Source organism: Clostridium sp. AM29-11AC, assembly GCF_003480545.1.
In the GTDB taxonomy this organism is placed as follows: domain Bacteria; phylum Bacillota; class Clostridia; order Lachnospirales; family Lachnospiraceae; genus Otoolea; species Otoolea saccharolyticum_A.
In genome coordinates, this window is record NZ_QUJI01000003.1 from 13,745 (window position 1) to 36,479 (window position 22,735).

The window sequence follows — 22,735 nt, forward strand, 5'->3', positions numbered from 1 at the left end:
TATGGTGATAGATATGCATGTTCACCCGATCCTGTTCGGGCCGATTTGTGAAGATAAAGAGAAAGTGGAGTTTAGGAAACAGGAATTTGGCCTCTATAAATCCTCCTCCATTCCCATGAGCCAGGTAATGGCTGTGATGGATCACGCGGGAGTAGACAAGGCGGTGCTGCTGGCAGAAGACTATTCGACGGAGATGGGACAGCCAATTATCAGCAATGAAGAGGTAAAACTGCTGGTAAATTTGGAACCGGATAGGTTTATTGGATTTGCAAGCGTGGATCCCAGGGACTGCGGAGCCAAGGAGCAGCTGGAGCAGGCATTTTCAGAGTTAAAGCTTTCAGGCCTGAAGCTGAATTTAAGCCATCTTCAGATGTATCCTGACGATAAGCGGCTGGAGCCATTGTTAAAGCTGTGCGTGCAGTATAAAAAGCCTGTGATGTTCCACAGTGGATTCAGCTGGGAACCGGATTCACCGTCCAAGTACGGAAGGCCGATTCTGTATGAGGATATTGCGGTGGAATATCCTTCGCTCAGGTTCTGCCTGGCCCATCTGGGGTGGCCGTGGATAGATGAGATGTCCATGATGCTGCTTAAATATCCAAACGTGTATACAGACACAGCTACTGTATTTATGGACAGTCCGGCCAATTATTACGATCAGATTTTTATGAAAAATATGGCGCCTGGATGGCTCCAGAACAATTTGATGGATAAGGTAATGTTTGGCTCCAACCTGCCACGATTCAGACAGGTCAGAAGCAGGGAGGGGCTTGAGAAGCTGCCGATCCGAAAGGATGTGTTAGACAGGATTTTGGGAGGAAACGCAAAAGTTTTCCTGGGAATGGAGGTGAGAGACTATGCTTATTAAGTCCTTTACTCATGAGATTGCCAGCAGTGAAGAATTCCATATGGTGAAGATTACAGAGCAGGTAAAAAAGGATGTAGAGGAAAGCGGAGTGAAAAATGGAGTTGTTTTCGTCATTTCACTTCACACCACTACAGGAATTATGATTAATGAAAGCCTTCCCTGCGTGGAAAAGGATATAGAATTTACCTTAGAACGCCTGATTCCTTCCGACGCTCCCTATGTCCATACCCATATGCTGCCCAGCTACGGAACCTGCAGCGGCAATGCTCCGGGCCATTTAAAATCCATGCTGTGCGGAAACCACTGCGTTCTTCCGGTTGCAGATGGAAAGATGGCGGGAGGGAGCGCCCAGGATATTTATTTCGTAGAGTTTGATGGCCTTAAAATCAGGCACTATACCGTTCAAATACTGGGAGAATAGGGGAAATCTCTTTGCCTTTTACAGAAGATTGAGATATAATGTTATTGGTGAGACATATTAATATGTTTTGTTGGCAACATTATATTGAAAAAGAGATAGAGGAACGATAGTTATGCTGAATGGAAAGACAGTGACCCCATTATACGTACAGTTGATGAATCAGATAGAAGAAAAAATACGATGCGGCGTTTATCAGCCGGGTGAAAGACTCCAGTCTGAAAGCGAGATGGCAAAATCCTTTGGAGTCAGCATTATCACAGTAAGAAGTGCTGTCAGCGGCTTAGTAGAGAAGGGGCTGGTGGAGAAAAAACAGGGAAAGGGAACCTTTGTTTCCAAGCCTAAATTCACCAAGGATATGAAAAACCTTCAGAGCTTTACGGAGATGTGCCGCTATATGGGCATGGAGCCTGGGGGGAAGATGCTGGAAAACTGTCTTGTATCTCCGGATGAGAAAACCAGGAAACTGTTAGGACTAGAGAAAGACAGCCAGGTTATTTCCATTTCACGTTTAAGATATGCAGACGGACAGCCTGTAGCAATCGAAAAAAATTATTTTCCAATAAAATATGCGTTTTTATTAGATGAAACATTTGATAATAATTCATTATTTTCATTTCTTCATGAAAAGGCAAAAGTAACCGTTTCAGCGTCAGAAAAATGGATTGGACTTTGCAGGACTACTGCTTCGGAAGCAAAGTTGTTAGGAGTAAGCAAGGGCTCTCCTCTGCTTTTTATTAAGAGCGTCACATATACCCAGGATAATGAGCCTCTGTATGTGGGAGTCCAGATATTTAACGGTGAAAACTGTTCTTTTTATATTTACCAGTCCAACAGACTGTAGGGAGGGGAAGAGGAAAGAGGGAGAAGTTTTCCGGCCAGAGCCTTTGGAGGAAAACTTCTCCCTCTTCCCATCTTATATATTTAATTCATCTCATCTTCAATCATCCGATACCCGATACCTATCTCCGTAAAGATATATTCCGGTTCTGCCGGATTCTTTTCCAGCTTTCTTCTGATATGCGCCATATTTACCCTCAGAATGCTGTTGTCCCCGTCTGCGTAGGGGCCCCAGATATTCTCGATAATTGAGTCATAGGTCATGACGCGGCCGGAATTTTTGGCCAGGAGGGAGATGATTTTAAACTCATTCTGTGTCAGATGGATCTCGTTGCCGTTCAGAGTCACCAGGTGCTTCTCAAAGTCGATAATCAGATCCTTTGCCTGGAAAGGCCGTTTGTACAGCAGAGAATCTGTGTTCAGTTTGTTGCTGTGGCGCATAGCTGTACGAATGCGGGCGAGAAGCTCAGAGGTTCCGATGGGTTTGGTCAGGTAATCGTCAGCTCCCAGATCCAAAGCAGTCACCTTTTCCTGCTCCTGTGTGCGCGCGGAGATGACAATAATCGGGATACTTGCCCATGTCCTCACCTGGCGGATAATCTCCATGCCGTCTATGTCCGGCAGTCCCAGATCGAGAAGAATCAGATCCGGGCAGAGGGAAGTGATGATGGAGAGAGCATCCTTTCCTGTATGGGCCAGAGTAATTTTGTAGTCATGGGAAGCCAGGGCAGCGGTGATGAATCCGCAGATATTTGGCTCGTCCTCCACTAATAAAATAGAAATTTTATGTGCCAATGTTTTGTTCCCCCTTTGGAAGTGTAAAATAAAATTCCGCCCCGTCAGCGTGGTTGACAGCGGCCAGCGTGCCGCCGTGGGCGGTGATAATGGTCTTGCAGATGGAAAGCCCGATTCCCATTCCTTTTCGTCCGTCTGTGGACGTGCTGGTAGTAGAGGAGGAGCCGTCAAAAATGGTTTTCAGCTTCTCCGGAGGGATTCCGATTCCGTAGTCCCGCACATGGAAGGTGACGCAAGAGACACCTGCCTCTACAAAGCATTCAATGGGCTTTGTGCTTTTGGAGTGCACGATTGCGTTTTCCATCAGATTGATTAATACCTGTTCAATGAGAATCGCATCCATGGGTATCATCAGGAACTCGTCCGGGACGCTCACCTTCACCTGCGCGTCCGGAAGGCGCTTTTTAAGGCGGCTGACGGATTCGCCGAGCACCTCCTCCACTGGCTCCATAGAGGTGCTTACCTTTGCCGTTTCATTGTTGATTCGGGTGACGGAAAGAAGGTTTTCCACCATATTCAAAAGCCAGTTGGAATCTTCTAAAATATGGCTCACAAGCGCTCTTTTGTCGGAATCACTGAGGGATGTCTCGTTTTCCAGATAAACGGTACTGGAGCCGATGATGCTCGTAAGCGGTGTCCGAATATCGTGGGAGATCGCCCGCAGAAGGTTTGCCCTCATCTTTTCCTTTTCCGCCTCCATAAGCATCTTTTCTCTTTCAGAGATAATCCTTGCCTGCTCCTTGATGTTGGTTGTCAGGGCGCTTGTGATAATGGATATGGTGAACATGGCGATGAAGGTAATGGGGTATCCGCTCAGCGTAAAGTTCAGCTCGAAGTACGGGTAGGTGAACAGAAAGTTCACGCACACGACTCCCACCAGGGCTGAGAGGATCCCATAAAAATATCCGGACGTATACCTGGCTGTCAGGAACAGAGCCAGAATATAGCACAGGCTGATGCTGGACGACGGGGCTTCCATTTTCGCAAAAAAGAAAAAGGAAACTGCCGTGGCCGTAAACAGCAGAACCAGCATAATGACAGTATTGGAGACCCTGGTCTGCGACTCCAGAAAACGAAACAGTTTATTCTTGCATTTTTTCATTAATGATTTCTCCCGTTGTGCGGTTTGGGCAGCAGTAAGGCTTTCCTGCCAGCTGAGCCTAGAGTTCATTATACCTGTTTCCTGTAAAAAATAAAGTAAAAAATATGATAAGATCCTGGAAAAATTGATTTTTCCAGATCTATGTGATAGACTTCTGATGTTGGGATGGATTTACGGGCAAAAATCGATGAAAACGGAAGCTGTCCTGTGTATCTGCCGGGATTACGAAAATGGATTGAGCATGAAGAACATGAATAAAATGATGAATAAAGAAGGGAAGAGCAGAAAATGAAAAAACTGGGAAGAAATGACGCCTGCTGGTGCGGCAGCGGGAAAAAGTATAAGCACTGCCATGAGGCATTTGATGAAAAGCTGGAGGCGGCAGCCAGGGAGGGACATTTCATTCCGTCCCACGATATGATTAAGACGCCGGAGCAGATCGAGAAGATAAGAGAGAGCTGCAAAATCAATATTGCGGTGCTGGACTATGTGGCCCAGCATATCAGAGCGGGTGTCACGACAGCTGAGATTGATCAGTGGGTGTACGATGAAACCACGCGGATGGGAGGGATTCCTGCCCCCCTTGGATATGAGGGCTTTCCGAAAAGCGTGTGCACTTCTATCGACGACCAGGTATGTCACGGGATCCCTTCTGAGGAGGTAGTCTTGAAGGACGGAGACATCATCAACGTAGATGTTTCTACTATATATAATGGATATTATTCCGACTCCTCCCGCATGTTCTGCATCGGTGAAGTTAGCCCTGAGAAGAAACGCCTGGTGGAAGTCGTGAAGGAGTGTGTGGAGCTTGGCCTTAAGGAGGTAAAGCCCTGGGGATTTTTAGGAGATATGGCACATGCGGTCAATGAGCATGCGGTAAAGAACGGCTACAGCGTTGTCCGTGAGATTGGAGGACATGGAGTGGGACTGGAATTCCATGAGGAGCCGTGGGTGGGCTATATCGGGGACAGAGGAACCGGAATGATGATGGCCCCGGGAATGGTTTTCACCATTGAACCGATGGTGAATATGGGCGGCAGCGAGGTCTATGTGGATGACAATGACGGCTGGGGCGTCTATACAGAGGACGGGAAACCGTCTGCCCAGTGGGAGATCATGGTACTTGTGACAGAAAATGGCCATGAGGTTCTGTGCTGGTAGGGAGACTGCCGGTGGATAACAGGATGGCAGAGGTTCATTTGGAATAAACTGCTGGAATAAACTGCCGGTAGAATGCAGACAACAGGAAAAAAAGAAAAAGAAAACAAAAAGAGGAGCACTGCCAGGCGATTGCGCCGTATCATGCAGTGCTCCCGTTTTTTCTGAAACGTAAAAGGGGGGAAAGGAAAAGGGTTCCAGAAAATCTATATAAAGGAAATTGTTGTTAGGCGAGCCCAATGAAACAATGCGCGCATGTTCCGGATTCATTGGCCTCTTGTTGTTTACAGGAATTATAATAAAGGATAAATGTGTCCAATTTTTGTCTATTCTCTAAAAAACTTCTAAATCAATCTTACGGAAAACTAAAGAAACCATAACCAATTTTGAAACGGTTAGTCTTTCTGCTTTACAGCTTCCCTGACAGCGGACAGCAGCTCGTCGAAGGTCTCGTAAGCCGGAATCTCCGGGACGGAGGAGCGGATGCTTTCCGGGCTTCTGAAGAGGAAGCCGGCATGGCTTGCGCGTATCATATCCAGATCATTGTAGCTGTCACCGCTGGCAATGGTTTTATAGCCGATGGACTGAAGTGCACGCACAGTTGTGAGTTTGGAATGCTCCACTCTCATCTTAAAATCCGTGATCGTGCCGTCCGGTGCCACTTCCAGGCTGTTGCACAGAAGGGTGGGGTAGCCCAGCTTCTTCATCAAAGGCATGGCAAATTCCTCAAAGGTATCGCTGAGGACGACTACCTGGGTAAAGGAGCGGAGCTCATCAAGAAATTCCTTTGCGCCCGGCAGCGGATCAATGGTTGAGATGGTCTCCTGTATCTGCCCAAGGCCCAGCCCGTGCTGCTTCAAAATGTCAAGTCTCCACCGCATCAGACGGTTATAGTCCGGCTCATCCTGTGTAGTGCGCGTAAGTTCCGGGATATTGCTGGCCTTTGCAAATTCAATCCAGATTTCAGGAACCAGAACTCCCTCCATATCCAAACATACAATATACATACCCAAGTCCTCCTCTTTCTTTTTATGCTGCAGACGCCTGATGGCAGGCTGTTACAAAAAATACTATCATCGGCAATCCGGGGTGTCAAGAGCAGAAAAACCGGTTCCGGTAAAATGGGGTTGGAGAAGGCCCTGTCCTTTGATGGAGGCGGTTCATTCAAGAGTGCAGCGCCCTCAATGATTTCAATATGAAACGCTTTTTTGTAAATATGAAGGTTTCTGAAATTATAACGAATTATCGTTTCAAAATTAAACAAAAAGGCAGAGGCAAAAGGTTGTGTGAGCAGGACATCTCAGGTAGAATAAATAAAAAAGCGACTGATGCTCGAGGGGAGCACAGAAAGGAATATTGACTATGGTGAAATTATTGGTTATTGCAGATGATTTCACTGGCGCACTTGATACAGGAGTACAGTTTGCGGCGAGTGGAGCAGAGACGAGAGTAGTTACAAATATTGAGTATGATTTCAGCCGGACTGGAAGAGAGGTTCAGGTTCTGGTGCTGGTAGCAGAGACAAGGCATGTGAAGTGGGAGGAGGCCTACCGCATGGTCTACGGCATCGCCAAAAGAGCCTGTGAGAGCGGGATCCCGTATCTATATAAAAAGACAGACTCAGCGCTCAGGGGAAATATCGGAAGTGAATTAAAAGCAGTTCTCGATGCTGCGGGGAAGCACACTCTCCACTTTCTGCCGGCATTTCCCAGAATGAACCGGGTGACCAGAAACGGTATCCACTATATTGACGGAAGTCCGGTCCATGAGAGTGTGTTTGGAAAGGATCCGTTTGAGCCTGTGACCTGCTCCTACATACCGGATATGATGAGGGGAGAGGTTCCCGTAACGGTTGTGGAGAGTATGGACGGCTGGGAGAGGCAGAACGGCGTTATGGTTTACGATGCATCCACAGATGAGGAGCTGATGAGTATAGGCTCCTTTTTGAAGGAAAAGGGAGAGCTTGGGCTGACTGCCGGCTGCGCCGGCTTTGCAGCAGTTCTTCCGCAGCTTCTTGGACTCTCTGGAAAGAGGCGTGAGAGGATTTCCCTGGATAAAAAGTTTCTGGTAGCCTGCGGAAGCGTCAATCCAATCACAGTCAGACAGCTGGATTATGCAGAGAGGGCCGGAATGAAGAGGATCCGTCTGACGCCAGAGCAGAAACTGGAAAAGGACTATCTGGAATCGGAAGAAGGAAACAGGGCTTTAGAGGAGTGGACGAAGACGGCACTGGAGGAGGAGTGCTGCATCTTTGATACCAATGATCTGCCTGGCTGCCGCGCTGCCTGTGAGTATGCCGGAAGCCATGGGCTTTCGCTGGATGAGCTGAGAGTGCGGATCGCAGATACGCTCGGCCGGGTGGTGGAGCACCTGGTCAGAGCAGGCGTGAAAAGCACCATGCTTCTGACAGGCGGAGATACGCTTATGGGATTTATGAGGCACATCGGCTGTGACGAGATTGTGCCTGTGTGCGAGATGGCGCCGGGAACAGTGCTCTCCCAGGTGGATATAGATGGGAGAACCTACAGCATTATCTCAAAATCAGGAGGCTTTGGAGAGGAAAAGCTGATAGCAGAGCTGGCAGAGAAGATTGGCGGAAGGCATCTGGAGTAGAGGCCGGATAAATAAAACACTGTCAAATGAGGAGGGCTGACGATGAAAGTCGGACAGGGAGGCATTTGACGGTGTTTTTTCATATAACAGGAAACTTCGTTCCCTGTTATATGAAAACGCTCCGCGGGGATCGCACTGCGGCGGATCAGAAAGAGGAGGAAAAATATTTCATTACTGCTGCGTAATTCAGGCCGATATTTCACAATCAATCTGGACGAACCTTCCACTTTGTTGTATGATAAAAAATACGGCGGAGAAAGTACGGAGGGACAGCGGCTGGCTGCTGTTTTGACGGAAAGGGGGACGGATCTGTGAATGGTGAGGGAAAGAAGAAACTGACAGTTCATATGCTGGGACGCTTTTCACTTCAGTATGGGGATGAGGTTCTGTCACTGGGGAGAAACAGCGCCTCTAAGCTCGCCCAGCTTCTTCAGATCCTGTGGCTGTCCGGTGAGAAGGGGATCGGCAGAGACGATCTGGTGGGAATGCTCTATGACAGGGATTCTCTGTCCAGTCTCAACAACAGCCTCAATAATCTCATTTACCGCCTGCGCCATGTCCTGCCGCTGGGAGGTTTTCCCAAGTCTCAGTATGTCATCAATCGTGACGGAGTCTATTTCTGGGATCAGGAGATTCCGGTGTGGGTGGATGCCAGAGAATTTGAGAACCTTATAGAAGCAGGAGAACGCATGGAGCAGCGGGGAGAGGATCCGTATGAATGCTACAGACAGGCGGAGGAACTCTATCAGGGAGAGCTTCTGAGCGCCAATTCCACAGAAAACTGGGTGATTGTGGAGAGCTTGCGTTTTAAGAGAATGTATGAGAAGGCGGTTTCCTGGCTGGGGGATTATCTGAAGGTTCAGAAGGATTATCCGGGAATGTACCGGCTCTACCGACAGGCCGCTCAGGTGTATCCGTTTGACGGCTGGCAGACCGGGCAGATTGAGAGCATGATATTTATGGGCAATTACAAGGAAGCTTTCCGCCTCTATGATCAGACAGCCAGAAGATATTCCGAGGAGATGGGACTGCCTCCTTCTGATAAGATGCTGGAATGCTACCGGAAGATGAGCCAGCAGTTTGTGAGCTGTCCCGACGGCCTGGACAATATCAGGGCCGAACTATGTGAGAGAAACGGCACAGATGGGGAGAATGCCTATTACTGCTCTTATCCAAGTTTCATAGATATCTACAGACTTATGGCCAGAAGGAGTGAGAGAAGCGGACAGCCCATGTGCCTGATGCTGTGTACACTGGTAGATTATGAGGGGAAAATTATTCAGAACCAGGAAAAGCAGAAGGCCCGTTCTGAGCTTTTGAAAAAGGCTATCGGACATGTGCTGAGAAGAGGCGACGTCTATGCCAGGTACAGCGCATATCAGTACCTGATTCTTCTTACAGGCGTAAGCGTGGAGAGCAGCCATTCTATTGGAAACAGAATCAGCCGTTATTTTAAGACTCTGTGCGGAAAGAGGGCGGAGGTGAATTTCTCCGTATCCGCTTACCAGACCGGACAGGAAATCAGGTTTTAAGAGGCGTACAGAGAAAAGGGCGGAGAACGCCAGGCTCTTTTCTGACAGAAAAACAAAAAATATATGTCTATACCGGCCTTTGGAGAAAGGGCCGGTTTTTTGATTATAGGAAATTCTTACGAATCTCCTATAATCAAAAAGCCCTGCCTGGCGGGAACACATCAGGTCAGAATTTACCGACGAAGCAGCCTGCGGCAGGCGAAAAACCAAAAAAAGCCGGGAGGCAAACAAAGCATTAAAACAAGTCGTCTGACATTATCTCAGAGGGGAAAATTCCCTTCATCTTCAGAACAAATTTTTACAATCTTTTGCGGTTTCAGCTATGTCCTCAAAATAATAAGAAAAACAAAAAAAATCATTTTTTGTGATAGGTTTTGTGATTGCCCTTCTAATACACTATAAGAAAGCCTAAGAAAATTTTAAGAAAATTTATAAACAAAACATATTTTTACAAAAAAGGGGAGCAGGTATTGATACAGAAAGCATCAGACAACAGAAAAGTGGAGGCAGCTTTCGTAATTAACATCAAGTATCGCCGCGATGCCGCCTGGCATGGGCAGGCAATATGGGCAGACAAAAAGCGTTCAGGTGCTTTAAAAGTATGCTGGAACTGTTAAAGATGATGGACAGTGCCCTTGATATAGAAAAAGAGGAGGTTGAGTTGAAAAAATGGAAGGAAAGGCGGGAGTAAGAATGGATTCCAGAAGAGGAAAATCGCGTGGAAAAAGTAACAGGCCTTTGAAGAGAAGCCTCCGTCGGGCAGTTGCATGGCTGCTTGTGTTCTGCATGTGTATGGCGAACATGAACTCGGCAGCATTCGCGGCTGAGATTGCCACTGCCAGCAACGCTCTTATGGCGGCAACTCCCAGCGACGCAAAGGCAACAGACAGCGATGCCATGGAAATCCTGATGCCGGAGGAAGTAATCAGCGGAGAGGATTTGGCCACAGAGGCAGCGCGGGCAATCTCGGAGGGAAATGAGTTTGATTTTGACTCTGAGATTCAGGTGAAGAAGGATGACCAGGGAAAGGATGAGGGATATGAGGAGCTGTTTAAGGGCCGCAGAAGCTTTGTGCTGTTTGCGGACAACGGAAACGGCGGACGCATCCAGGGGGACAATCCCAATGCCTATGGTTATATTCTTGTTCAGGTAGATGAGAAAGACTATAAAGCATTTGAGGAGGAGGCAGGAGCCGCTAAAGCGACGGATTCCAATGCCACGGACTCTGATGCGGCAGAGAGAAGCTGGACGCTTACGGGAGACGAGGAGTTAGTATTCCTCTACATCAATGCAGATGACGGAAGCGTAACCTTCACATTAAATATTGAAAACCTCCAGGCAGATGACATTGTGGTTCCAAGCTACAGTGAACTTAGGGAGGAGCAGAAGGCAGAGGAAGAGGAAAGCAAGGAAGAATCAGAAGCCAATAACCCGGCTGCCCAGCCGGCAGAGGATGGAAGCGAGAACGGAGGAAGCGCAGGCGGCTCCGGTTCAGGAAGCGGAAGCGGCAGTGCGGGAAGCTCCGACAGCGCCGGGGATATGGAAGAAATAGAAGACGCAGATAAGCCGGACGGCTCTAGCGACGGCCAGGGTTCCGAGTCAGGCACAGATGGAGGCTCGGAGGACAGCACAGATGGAGCCGGTCAGGGAAGCGAGGATGCAGGAAACTCCGACAGCTCTGACGGCGCAGAAGATGCAGATAAGCCGGATGATTCCGATGACGGCCAGAACGGCGGTCAGGATGCAGGGGAAGGCTCTGAGGACGGAGACGGTTCCCAGTCAGGTTCCGGTTCCGACACAGGTTCCGGTGATACCGACAGCGGAAAACCGGACGGCTCCGGCGATACAGGAAGCCAGAAACCAGATGATTCCGATGATGGCCAGAATTCCGGTTCTGACCATGGATCTGATACAGGAAACAGCGGCTCCGGAACAGAAGGGGACAAGAACAGCGGCTCCGGAAGTGAAGGAAACACAGGTTCAGGAAACACAGGAAGCTCCGACAAGGGAGACTCCGGAAAGGGAGATTCCAATAAGGGAGACAGCGGCAGCAGCTCTTCTGACAAGGGAAGCTCCGATACAGGAAACAGTGGCAGCAGTTCTGATAAAGGAAGCTCCGACAAGGGCGGAAGCTCTGACACAGCGAAGCTGTCAAAATCCAGCTATGATGTCCCTGTTGTTATGGGCCCGAATCCAAACGCAGAGTTTGAGAGCGACGAATTCGGCGATGACATCAGCTTCGACGAGTGGCAGGAGATGATGGAAGAGGCCGAGGAGGAAGAAGAGGAAGACGAAGACGAAGACTACGAGGACTACATAGAAGAGACCGATCTGGCCTATGAGGATGAAGACGGAACGACCTATCTTGGAATGAGCATGCTTCCGGCTGTAAGCGCTACGGTGAAGAAAGAGAAGAAAGCCAACCCGATCGCCCGCCTGCTCCGCATGAAAGCGGCTGCAGAGGAGACACCGGCGGTGGTGATGGCCGGGACAGCGGCGTTAAGCGACCTGGTTCCTTCTGAGGATACCTACTACAAACAGATAGAGGCAAACGGTGATGGAACCTACCGTCTGCATCTGGGCATTACCGGCGGCGATCAGCAGGGACTGGATATTGTTCTGGTGATCGACCTGTCAAACAGCATGGATGACGAAATCTCAGAGGACAGCAGTGACAGCAGACTGAAAGTGCTGAAAGATACTCTGGGGTACTATGAAAACTGGAATACACAAAAAGAAGGTTTTATCGATGAATTGTTTGAACAGTCTCCGAACAGCCGTTTCTCTATCGTGACATATTCGACAGATGCCTCCACAGAGCTGGGATGGACAGAGTATGGCCGGAATGGAAGCGGTCAGCAGACAATCAAAAAGGCGATAGGGGATCTTCAGGCAAACGGCGGTACGAACTATGAGGCCGGTTTATATCAGGCCGTGGAAGTGCTTAAAGAACGCGGAAACAGCAGCAATATACCGGTTGTGATTTTCCTCAGCGATGGAAAGCCGACATACTATTATTCAGATGTAGATGAGTTCAATGGACTGGAGACAGGATGGTTGCCCATAATAGGTAACTATGATAACCGCGAGGGTGATGGCGGCAGTATTGACACAGATACAGGCGACGGCACTATTTTCGCTGCAGGCAGGTTCCATGAGGAGATGGAGGCGCTGCAGGGGATCACGTACTGTGTGGGCTTTGGCATTCCAGAGCTGACGAGCGACGACTATGACCATTACGATCCAGAACAGTACCTGTACGCGATTGCCGAGGGAATCGACTGGACGAAAGATCAGGATGATAAGTACATAGCTCCCACGGAAAGTGCCACAACGATCGAGGTGGAGGCAGAGAGTTCTGAGCTGACGACCGCGTTCCAGAGTATTCTGAATAACCTGAAAATGGAGAATGTAACAATTTCCGATACCCTGAGTCGGTTTGTAACTTTTGCGGGAGACACTGAAAGTGCATCGAATGTACAGGTCAAAAAGTTTACGAGAAACAGTTCGGGAGAACTTGTCGGTGGAGAAGTCCTTCAGGAAGGGACAAACTACGAGAATATTATATTTGATAAGGAAAGTGGCAAGATTGAACTTGTGTTTGGGGAAGACAGAAAACTCCAGTCAGGCGTCGTTTATGAGCTGTCTTTTGATATCAAGCTGAAGGAAGGCATAGTCATAACTCCCGATGATAAGATAGTGGGAGATCCAAATACCGATTACAGGAAAAATGAAAATATCAGCTCCGGTCAGAGGGGAGTGCCTACCAATACAGATGCCTACTTCTCTTTCGGTGAAGATGGAACCACAAGGGTAGGCTTCCCGCACCCTGTTATTCCGGCTCCGGCCACAAATAATCCTGAATATAAAAAATATATTAAGGATAATGGGAACGGTACTTATACTCTGACGCTGGATGTAAAGTCTGATGTAGGCTCTGTAACAACCGGGCAGAAGGATCCGACACCGACAGCAGTCATGTTTGTGATCGATAAGTCGGGAAGTATGGATCAGAGTTTTGGAAGCGGAAATAGCAGTGCGAGAAGAGAAGTAGTGAATTCAGCACTTGGGCTGTTTTTTAATCAGCTTTCTGATGGAGACTACGATATTCAGTTTGGCGGATATAAGTTCAGTGATAGCGGAGAAAAAGTCAACTTTAAGAATAACTTCTATGAGGATAATAAATATTGGGAAAGTGATACTTCAAATGCGCTCAGCCATTTAAAGCTTACATCCTGGGAAACGGATGGAAGTACATACCCCTCCCAAACCCTGCGCTCAGCCATTAGCGCATTAGAAAATGTTGAACTTGGCGAAAACGGGAAGAGATACCTGATTTTCCTGACAGACGGCGAACCAGGAAAAAATAGTGATAGTTTCAGCGACGAAGAGGCAGAAAATTGTTACTCTGCAATTAAAGCTCTGGATCCAGGCACTACCTTTTATGCGATTCAGGTAGCTAACAGTGATTCCCATGGGTTTATGGAATCTATGGTCAGTAATGCCAATTCTGTAGAGGGCGTTACGGCACAGAAATTTGTCGGAAACAGCACGGATTCTCTGAACGCTGCTTTCTCTCAGATGGCAGCTGAGATTTCAGGAAGCGCAGGAACGACTGTTCCGGGGGCTGCCAATGTGGTAATCACAGATACGCTCAGCGAATACGCTGACATGGTAAATCCGGCCCGTATAACAGTCAGCTGCAGCAACGGCGTCCAGCTGTCAGCCAGCGACTATACGGCAACCTATGATCAGGCGACTAGAACCGTTACCGTTCAGTTCAGATCAGATTATGAATTAGAGAAAGATGCGACTTACAGCATATCCTTTGATGTGAAGCCTTCAGAAGAGGCCTATAACAAATTCGAGGAGGACGGCGGGTACTACCGGAATGAAGATGGAGGCTACATTTTAGCTGACGGAGAAGAACCATCGGAAGAAAATCAATACAAGGGTGATGAGAAGACAGACGCTCCATCTATACCAGAAGGTTCCTGGACCAGCTCTGGAAAGCCCGGATTCCCGACCAATAAAGGGGCGACGCTTCAGTATACCTATGACGGAGGGACGGGGCGGTTTGAATATCCGCATCCGGTGCTCCAGATTCCAGAACCGGTACTGCCGGATGATTACAATAAGAGCATCGAACCCAATGATGACGGTACCTATTCTCTGACGCTGGATGTGACGGGAATTGAGGGAAATCCGGCTACAGTAACCACGCCGTATCCGGTGGATCTTGTATTTGTGATCGATAAATCGCTCAGTATGGAGTATGACATAGACGGCGATGAGATTAAATGGTGGGAGGATGAAACGGAGAGCAGGAAGGATATAGTGAACGACGCTCTGGATGAGATAATTCCGGATCTGTGTTCCCAGCAGTATGATATACAGATTGCCGGGTATCAGTTCAGCGGCAGCAGCACTCGTGTTCTGGATTGGAGCAGAGAGGAACAGCAGGTGCTCAACAACCTAAAGATTAGTAACACGAGCTATAATACGGAGCCATCACAGGCGCTGGCAGATGCGCTGGATATGCTGAAAACAGGATCGCAGGCTCATCAGAATCAGAGTAATGTAAAGAAATATCTGATTTTCATGACAGACGGAGAGCCTACCGAAAGCGAGGTACTGTCTTACTATGCTATTAGTAACAATCCTGTCCCGGGAGCCAGCATCTACACAATAGGAGTTTCATCTGACGCGTCAACTGACCTGATGGAGGGTATACGTTTGACGGCCTCAAGGAATGGAATGACTGCTCCTGAGACATTTAAAGGAACGTCTGCCCAGCTGATAAGAGATGCGTTTACTCAGATAAAGGACGAGATTATCAGTACAAGTACTCCTCCGGCAGGAATCAGCAGCGTGGTAATCAGAGATACCCTCAGCAAATATGCGGATATGGTTTCCACAGAAGGCGAGGTTGAAATCTTAAGAAATGACGAACCAATGAATGAGACGGAATTTGCGGAGGCAGTAGAGAGCGTAAGCATAAATGGGAAGGAGATAACTGTTACGTTTAAGCCCGGCTATGCGCTGGAAAATGGTGTGACTTACGGAATCCGGTTTAAGGTAAAGCCGAGCCAGTATGCGGAAGAGCAGTTTGCAGCAAACGGAGGCTACTACGAGCTGGGCGATGACGGGCAGCTCTCCGATACGGAGACAACCGGAGAGGAAGATACCGGAAGTCACAGCTCTGAAAAGCCTGGCTTCCCGTCCAACGAGGAGGCAACGCTTTCCTACTCCTACGACGGATACCCGCAGCCGGATCTGGAATACAGACATCCGGTTCTCCAGGTTCCCGAGGAGGGCAGTTTCACAGTTACAAAATTAATTGTAGATGAGGATGGAAATCCGGCAGAGGGAGCAGATCCAGACCAGAAGTTTATCATTTATATTGAAAAGCGGACGGAAGAGGGAGAGTGGGTTCCCTACTCCTCCGTAGCCCTTGCAAACGGTGAGAGATCGCCGGAAATCAGGACAGAGGGCGAAGGAACATTCAGAATTTCAGAGGCTGTTCCTATGGAATACAGCCTGCGCGGGATTACTGTGACGAAGAATGCAGACGGGCAGTCTGAGGAAGTTTCTGTGACACAGGACGGGGAGGCTGTGTACTTTACCGTTCATCCGGCAGACAAACTGGAAGTGACTGTAGAGAATATTCTGGGACACAAGGGGTATTTCCACAGTACGGCGGACGTAAAGAATACGACAACCGGAAATCCTGAGGATCCGTTCAGCAACGGTTCAGCAGCGCAGCAGGCTGCCAGTGAGCTTCCGAGAGCGGAGGCGGCTAAAAAGAAGGTAGAAATTGAGACAGAGGAGGGTGAGCCACTTGTATAAAAGCAGAGCAAAAAAGAGCATGGTGAAGCTGACAGGAATCGCCCTCTTGGCAGCCCTCACCGCAGGGATTGGAGGCACGGCCGCTGTCATTCGCCATCAGGTGAATATGCGAAATGAGATTGCCACTCCTACTGTTGAGGTCAGCGTGAACGAAAACTTAGACGGGGATCTGACAGGTGGAGACAAACCCAAAGAGGTGAAATTTACCAACAATGGCACGGCGGACATATTTTTGAGAGTTTCCTATGCAGAAAGCTGGAAGCTGGATGCAGGCGGCGGGACAGAGGAACTTCTGAACAATTATGATGAAGAGGGCCAGATTCCTGTTGTGACCAAGCAGAATAGTCCGGAGGGATTTCTGAGCGGGTCAGACTGGGTTTATATCGACGGCTGGTACTACTATACAAAGATTCTCCCTGCCGGAGGGACAACGGAACCTGTTTTAAAGAGTGTAGATTTCTCCAAATTAACAGGTACAATCGATGAAAACCTGACAGATTATCAGAATGCCGGCTACGAACTGTATTTTCAGACAGAGGCCGTACAGGCCAGCGATGAGCTGAAGGTAAGTATGGATGCGGCTGAGGAGCTGTTTGGGGAAGGTTTTGTTCCATATGAGACGGCAGACAAACAAGAAGAGATGAACAGCGAGACATGGCAGGAAGATCGGTTAAACGCCTATATTGACTGGACAGAGGAAGGAGGTAACTAATTATGAAGTGTTATAAGCAATTAGGTATCATCCTGGCCGGCGGTGTCCTGGCGGTGGGAATCAGCGCGACGTGGGCGTATTTTTCCGACAGAAATGATATTGCCAACCCGTTTCATACAAGCAACAGCGCCATTGACATGATTGAGAATTATAACCCGGCAGAGACGGTTCTGCCGGGAGAAACCGTAGAGAAGGAGCCATATTTTGTCAACCAGGGAAGCACAGATTTAGTGCTCCGGCTTAAGATGGATACCTATTGGATCGATCAGAACGGGAACAGAAAAGATGATTTGGGAGGGGCGTATATTTTCGGGGGTTTACAACCTGAGGAGGATGATTATGTCACTCTGTATCTTCCGGATGGATGGGATGACGACTGGGTGCAGATAGAGGATTACTACTATTATAAGCACATTCTTCCCGGCAAGGAGGAGGGCGTTCAGAACACGACTTCAAATTTTCTGGATCATCTGACCTTAAGTCCAGAGGTTTCCAACGATGCTCATGCAGCAGATTACAGCAGCTGCAAATTCATAGTTGATTTTCATGCGGAGGCAGTTCCGGCAGATGAGCTGGCCATCGAAGTTGCAGACTGGGATTTAACTCAGACAGATGCAGACGGATTGTTAGACTGGGCAGAACTGCTTCCAGAATCATAGAACACGGAAAAATCGTTGGAAAACCTTTCCTGAACATCAGGGAAGCAGGACAGGAGGAGACAGAAAATGAGGAAGAAACATATCGCTGCATTGGCAGGTATCGCAGCAGTGTTTGCAGTCGGCGGCTCCCTGGCATATTTCAATCAGAATCTGGAAGCAGTAAATGTTTTAAATGTGGGAAAGTTCGACACAGAGGTTGTGGAGATCTTTAATCCAGAAGAAGGAGAAAAATGGCAGCCGGGAGAAACGGTAAATAAACAGTATTCTGTGAAAAATTCCGGATCGATCGATTCACTGGTGCGGGTGAAACTTCAGGAAACTTGGACGCGGAAGGGGGAGGATGAGCCGTTCCTCTCAATCGATACCTCAGAAGAACCGGAAGTGCTGGGGAATAACCCAGAAGCAGACAATAAGATTGAAAGTGTATTTCAGTCAGATAATACAGACGGAGAGGCCGGGAATGACATTGATGATTCCGTCGTCTGGAAGGACTTACAGACGGGATCAGGAGATGATTGGTCCTACTATAAAGGATATTACTATTATGAAAAGACATTGACGCCTGGGACGACTACAAGTGCGCTTCTGGAATCTGTGACCTTGGATAAGGATATTGATTTGGGAGAGATGCAGTTTGTTAAAAAATATTCTACCAAACCGGGAAATGACCTTACAGAAAGCGATTGGAAGGAGTTTCCTTTAAATGCAGATGGAAAACAGATGTCAGAAAGAGAGCTTGTGGAGTTTTTGAAAGAAAACGGAGAAACGGCTTATCATCTGAAAACAGAAATTGTAGTCAGTGCTGAGGCTCCGGGATACTCTGATGCAGATTATAACCTGATTATTACAGCACAGTCAGTTCAGCCCACAGAGGAAGCGGTCAGCGATCTGTTTGGTGAGGACGTACTATCCTACGCAAAAGAAAGCGGCTGGCTCTGGGAATTCCAGGAAGATGTAGTAAAAAATCAGTAGAACTGATTTTATAATTTTCTATTAATTATTAGGAGGAAATAGCTATGAAAATGAACAAAAAAGTGACGGCATTAGGTGGCTTAGTAGCGCTTGCAGCAGTGGGAGGAACATGGGCATATTTCAATCAGACAGCAGAGATTACGAACCCATTTGATACTGGAAAATACGGCGGAAGCGTAATCGAGCACTTCAACCCCAGCGACGGCGGTGACTGGCAGCCAGGTGCAACTGTAGACAAGGAAGTTATCGCTCAGAATACAGGAGATCAGCCATTATTAGTTCGTGTAAAGATGGCAGAAACTTGGTCCAGAAATGAAATGGCAGGGACACTTCCCAATATTACCAGTGCAGATGGAGAAGCATTTTTAGTAGTGGATCAGGTGGATGCAGAAGATGGAGATACTGTAGGTGATCAGACAGTAGTGCGTAAAAACTTTGCTAACAATAATATGTGGACTCAGGGAGGAGATGGATACTGGTATTACAATGGCCAGTTAGCCCCTGGAACCAGTACCGAGGCTCTTCTTGAATCTGTAACCTTGGCTGAAAATGTTGACCTTGGTAAGTATACGACAACGTATCAGTACTGCACGACAGAGGGAAAAGATTCTCTGCCAAATGGAGACACTGAGTGGACAGTAGCTCCTGGTGGAGAGAAGGACTCAGACATGCTGGCTGCAGCGGAGGCTGCCAAGAAGGCGGGAGATTCCTTCCATGTTAAGAAAGAGGTTGCACTTGATGAAAATGCTGCAGGATATGCAGATGCTGAATATGAGCTGACAATTACTGTTGAGATGGTTCAGCCGACAGAAGATGCAGTTATTGCAGAGTGGGGAGAGGACAGCCTTCAGTATCTGGTTGCCTGGGCTGAGGCAGAATAAAATGACTGCTTGATAAGAGGACACAATTCATGCGGCTAATCAAAGGACTATTTACTATCCTGTCCTGGGCGGTATACGCCTGCATCGCCTGCTATCTTCTGATCGCAGCTCCGATGCTGGCGGGATACCATCCCGTCGTCGTTCTCAGCGGCAGTATGGAGCCTACCTTTCATGTTGGAAGTGTGATCTATTATAAAGAAGCGGAATTCGCAGATATTAATGTCGGCGATGCTATCACTTTCCGGGCAGGAGAGGATGGCATGGTAACTCACCGGGTAACAGAAAAGAGTGAGCTTTCCCAGACCTTTACAACCAAAGGAGATGCGAACCTTTCCGAGGATCCGAATCCCGTTGAATACAGCGATGTACTCGGTAAGGTATGGAAGATAAACATACCCTATGCAGGATATTTTGTAAATTACAGCAAAAACATAACAACAATCGCCGTGATGGCGGCAATCATCATTATAAATATTGTTCTTGACATGATTTTCCCGGATAAGGAAAAGAAGAAAAAAGAACCATCTGCACAAGAGTGAATCAATACCGGCTGATAAGCCGGCCGGCAGATACATTGCAAAAAAGAGAGGTAGATCGAGATGAAAAAGAAAGCGGCGTTAGGCCTTGCGGGAATCGCAGCAGTGGCAGTGATTGGCGGAACCTGGGCATACTGGAGCCAGGATTTGACAGCGACCAATGAGTTTGAGACAGGAAAATTTGATTCTGATATTGTGGAGCAGTTTACACCTCCGGCAGTGGGCGAGTGGCTTCCTGGCGTGACCACAGAAAAGAATGTAAAGGTTACCAACAGCGGCGACGTAGATATGGCCCTTGTAGCAGAGATTACGCAGGAGTGGAACCGGGAGGGGGAGAGCCTTCCGATTCGGTTCGCAGCTCCGGATCCTTCTCCAATAACTCGGGGATACGAAAATGCAGCTGTCATCAACTGGGGCGAGAATACAGCAATGCATGATATTACAGCCATTGACTCTGTGGCGGAGGAAGCCAGGGAGATGGGAATCACTGCCTCTGTCAGCAGTTTAGGGGACAGCGAGGCGAAAGATAAGTGGGTTTTAGTGGATGTGAGCGATGACTATTCCAAGCTGATCTTCGTTTACAACGGCATCGTTCCAGCTGGGGAGGAAACACCGGAACTTCTGAATTCCGTGACATTAAACTCCAAAATCGAATCATGGGTATCAGAGAAGAATTATTTTTATGACGAAAACGGAGAGCAGCAGGTGGAAGAAAAAGGATGGATGGAAGTGAACTATGAGGACGCCCAGTATACCATGGACATCCATGTAAACACCGTTCAGGCTACAGGCGATGCAATCCGCGAGATCTTCTCCCAGTATGAGGGCGTAGATGTGGATGGTTTCCTTTCCGCAAATGCTGATGATATTGCCGACGCATACCTGGAGGCTACTTCAAGCAACGCCAATTAATGCCAATTATGAGTAAATAGCTGATCATTCCGGAAAGGAATGAATCCCGCTCCTCCCCGGAAGCCGGCGGACGTCTGACGCCTGTCGGCTTCCGGGGAAGGGCAAAAGACAGGAGACAGAACGATATGAGGAAAGGCAAACATGCAGTATTAGGCCTGGCAGCGCTCGCATCAGTGGCTGCCATCGGCGCAACATGGGCAAGCTGGACTCAGGAACTGAAAGCCGGAAATGAGTTTATGACCGGGGACTATCATACTTCTCTGGACGAAACCTTTGAATCTCCAGACAACTGGCAGCCGGGAACCACCACACAGAAAGCGGTGTGGGTTGCCAACGACGGGACAGTGGACGCCATGGCAAAGGTTGTAATCAGTCAGAGCTGGGTGCGGACAGAGGATGTAATGGCTACTGTGCTCGCCAGTGACGGAAACGCAACAGAGGAGGTACCAGTAAAACCACTGGCAGGAGAATCCTTTCCTCTGACGTTTGACACCGGAAATGGCAGGGAATATGCAGCAGTTCCTGAATTCAGCAGGGAAAATGTAGTTCTTCTGGCATCCGCCGATGCGGACGGAGAGCCGGGAAACCGCTGGGGCCTTGAGGAAGCAGAAACCCTTGGCCAGGCGGAGGGAAAGTGGCTGCTGATGAACGAGGAGCCCCAGGGGGAGGAGGGAACTTTCACCCTCTACTACATGGGGACCATCGAGGCAGGGGCGAAATCCCCGCAGTTTCTGGACAGCGTGACCATGAACCCGGACATCCCGAGAAGTGTGACGGGAAAGGACACCGTCTACACCAGGGATGAGAAGGGCAATGTAAAACAGATCACCATCGACACGGTGGGAGAGGTTCCTGGCTATGAGAATGCCCGCTATACGATGACCATCAACGCCACCACCGTGCAGGCCACCCAGGCAGCGGTGGAGGAGATCTTCGGATCAGGAAACGCAGAAGAAGATCCTGGTACGGATGCAGACAGCCAGACTCTGGATTACCTGGTAAAGCTGGCGGATGAGGCGGTCTTCGACCACTCAGAGGAAGTTAAGACGCTGAAATTCGACGAGACCAACGGAACCATGACCTATGTGCCCTACCGGGACGGAAACGGAAATGTGGAGGAAGGCAACTGGTTCATGAGCTTTACCGACATGGTTCCCGGCGGTGTGTACAAGGATCTGTTAAACATTGAAAACGCCAGCAATAAAGAGTGGAACCTCTATATGAGGGCCCTCCCGAGAGAGCAGGAAGCCATCAAAGATGAACTTCTCGAGAAGATTTCCATGACCGTGTGGTATAAGACGCCGGACATGGAGAACGAGACAAAGCTCTATGAGGGAACTGCCATGGGTTCCACCTTCCTGACAGACGAAGGAAACGCCGACGGAGCCGACGGAATGCGTGCGGTGTACATCGGAAACTACGATGCAGGGGAAACCGGTTATATCCGGGTAGAGCTTACTCTGGATCCGAATCTGGTACTGGAAGAAGATCCAAGCCTTACTCCGGGAGAAGGAGAGAGCAGCCTGGTCAACCACTACGCAGGGGTACTTTCCAAGATCGACTGGCAGTTTATGGTCACAGAGGTTAAGACCGAAGGCGGAAATGGAGACAATGGCGGCGGAGGCGGAAGCCACGGCGGAGGAAGCAGCGGAGGCGGAGGCGGAAGACGGATTGACATCGCTGACAATGAGACGCCTCTTTCCCCACCGCTTACCGACGAGACCATCCTGGACGAACCGGTACCGTTAGCCGTCCTGCCAAAGACCGGTGACGAGACACCGATTATCCCGGCAGTGGTGACCTTACTGGGAAGCGGAATTATCCTGCTGTGGCTGGGAAGCTCCCTGAGAAAGAAGAAAGAGACAGAGAGCCCAAGCTAGGACAGGAA

Annotated in this window: 18 protein-coding genes; 15 read left to right on the forward strand and 3 right to left on the reverse strand. The window is 48.7% G+C overall.

The features are described from left to right. Position 1 precedes the first annotated feature (1 nt). The 3 genes from DW757_RS02915 to DW757_RS02925 all read left to right on the forward strand — a co-directional run bounded on the left by DW757_RS02915 (position 2) and on the right by DW757_RS02925 (position 2,130). On the forward strand, positions 2 to 868 hold the full coding sequence (locus DW757_RS02915; protein ID WP_118750936.1) for an amidohydrolase family protein: 867 nt from the start codon (positions 2 to 4) through the stop codon (positions 866 to 868). Then, entirely contained in the window at positions 858 to 1,289 is a 432-nt protein-coding gene (locus DW757_RS02920) for a secondary thiamine-phosphate synthase enzyme YjbQ (RefSeq protein ID WP_118750937.1), read from the forward strand. Before DW757_RS02915 ends, DW757_RS02920 begins: the two co-directional genes overlap by 11 nt. A 112-nt stretch (positions 1,290 to 1,401) precedes the next feature. Continuing rightward, entirely contained in the window at positions 1,402 to 2,130 is a 729-nt protein-coding gene (locus tag DW757_RS02925; RefSeq protein ID WP_118750938.1) for a GntR family transcriptional regulator, read from the forward strand. An 80-nt stretch (positions 2,131 to 2,210) separates the two neighbouring features. Here the strand turns inward: DW757_RS02925 and DW757_RS02930 are convergent, their stop codons facing one another. Both DW757_RS02930 and DW757_RS02935 read right to left on the reverse strand, forming a co-directional pair. Next, on the reverse strand, positions 2,211 to 2,921 hold the full coding sequence (locus DW757_RS02930; RefSeq protein WP_008396458.1) for a response regulator transcription factor: 711 nt from the start codon (positions 2,919 to 2,921) through the stop codon (positions 2,211 to 2,213). After that, a complete protein-coding gene (locus DW757_RS02935; protein ID WP_118750939.1) occupies positions 2,911 to 4,023 on the reverse strand; it encodes a DUF4118 domain-containing protein in 1,113 nt (370 codons plus the stop codon). The genes DW757_RS02930 and DW757_RS02935 overlap by 11 nt, the downstream gene beginning before the upstream one ends. A gap of 288 nt (positions 4,024 to 4,311) precedes the next feature. On the opposite strand from DW757_RS02935, the gene DW757_RS02940 reads away from it, so the two are divergent. After that, a complete protein-coding gene (locus DW757_RS02940) occupies positions 4,312 to 5,184 on the forward strand; it encodes a methionyl aminopeptidase (protein WP_118750940.1) in 873 nt (290 codons plus the stop codon). A 392-nt stretch (positions 5,185 to 5,576) separates the two neighbouring features. Here the strand turns inward: DW757_RS02940 and thrH are convergent, their stop codons facing one another. Beyond that, positions 5,577 to 6,188, reverse strand: a complete 612-nt coding sequence (thrH, locus tag DW757_RS02945) for a bifunctional phosphoserine phosphatase/homoserine phosphotransferase ThrH (protein ID WP_118750941.1) — start codon at positions 6,186 to 6,188, stop codon at positions 5,577 to 5,579. A gap of 355 nt (positions 6,189 to 6,543) precedes the next feature. Between thrH and DW757_RS02950 the strand changes: the two genes are divergently transcribed. The 11 genes from DW757_RS02950 (at position 6,544) to DW757_RS03000 (ending at position 22,727) form a co-directional block, all read left to right on the forward strand. Continuing rightward, positions 6,544 to 7,794 carry a four-carbon acid sugar kinase family protein gene (locus DW757_RS02950; protein ID WP_118750942.1) on the forward strand — a complete coding sequence of 417 codons (1,251 nt, stop codon included), beginning with the start codon at positions 6,544 to 6,546 and terminating at the stop codon, positions 7,792 to 7,794. Positions 7,795 to 8,105: 311 nt separating this feature from the next. Then, entirely contained in the window at positions 8,106 to 9,326 is a 1,221-nt protein-coding gene (locus DW757_RS02955) for a BTAD domain-containing putative transcriptional regulator (RefSeq protein WP_243033337.1), read from the forward strand. Positions 9,327 to 9,891: 565 nt separating this feature from the next. Beyond that, complete coding sequence (locus tag DW757_RS17890; protein ID WP_008396447.1) at positions 9,892 to 10,017, forward strand: hypothetical protein; 126 nt, start codon at positions 9,892 to 9,894, stop codon at positions 10,015 to 10,017. Positions 10,018 to 10,019: 2 nt separating this feature from the next. After that, positions 10,020 to 16,175 carry a VWA domain-containing protein gene (locus tag DW757_RS02965; protein ID WP_243033340.1) on the forward strand — a complete coding sequence of 2,052 codons (6,156 nt, stop codon included), beginning with the start codon at positions 10,020 to 10,022 and terminating at the stop codon, positions 16,173 to 16,175. Then, positions 16,168 to 16,887: a hypothetical protein gene (locus tag DW757_RS02970; protein WP_118750944.1), complete on the forward strand. Its 720-nt coding sequence runs from the start codon at positions 16,168 to 16,170 to the stop codon at positions 16,885 to 16,887. Before DW757_RS02965 ends, DW757_RS02970 begins: the two co-directional genes overlap by 8 nt. Positions 16,888 to 16,889: 2 nt before the next feature. Next, positions 16,890 to 17,546: a TasA family protein gene (locus tag DW757_RS02975; protein ID WP_118750945.1), complete on the forward strand. Its 657-nt coding sequence runs from the start codon at positions 16,890 to 16,892 to the stop codon at positions 17,544 to 17,546. A gap of 66 nt (positions 17,547 to 17,612) precedes the next feature. Next, on the forward strand, positions 17,613 to 18,518 hold the full coding sequence (locus DW757_RS02980) for a BsaA family SipW-dependent biofilm matrix protein (protein ID WP_118750946.1): 906 nt from the start codon (positions 17,613 to 17,615) through the stop codon (positions 18,516 to 18,518). 44 nt (positions 18,519 to 18,562) lie between these two features. Then, the gene (locus DW757_RS02985; RefSeq protein WP_118750947.1) at positions 18,563 to 19,399 is read left to right on the forward strand and encodes a BsaA family SipW-dependent biofilm matrix protein; all 837 of its coding nucleotides are present in this window, start codon (positions 18,563 to 18,565) and stop codon (positions 19,397 to 19,399) included. Between the two features lie 29 nt (positions 19,400 to 19,428). After that, the gene (locus DW757_RS02990) at positions 19,429 to 19,938 is read left to right on the forward strand and encodes a signal peptidase I (protein ID WP_008396441.1); all 510 of its coding nucleotides are present in this window, start codon (positions 19,429 to 19,431) and stop codon (positions 19,936 to 19,938) included. 60 nt (positions 19,939 to 19,998) lie between these two features. Beyond that, positions 19,999 to 20,847, forward strand: coding sequence for a BsaA family SipW-dependent biofilm matrix protein (locus DW757_RS02995; RefSeq protein WP_008396440.1), 849 nt, complete (start codon positions 19,999 to 20,001; stop codon positions 20,845 to 20,847). Between the two features lie 125 nt (positions 20,848 to 20,972). After that, entirely contained in the window at positions 20,973 to 22,727 is a 1,755-nt protein-coding gene (locus DW757_RS03000; protein ID WP_118750948.1) for a BsaA family SipW-dependent biofilm matrix protein, read from the forward strand. The last annotated feature ends 8 nt before the right edge of the window (positions 22,728 to 22,735 follow it).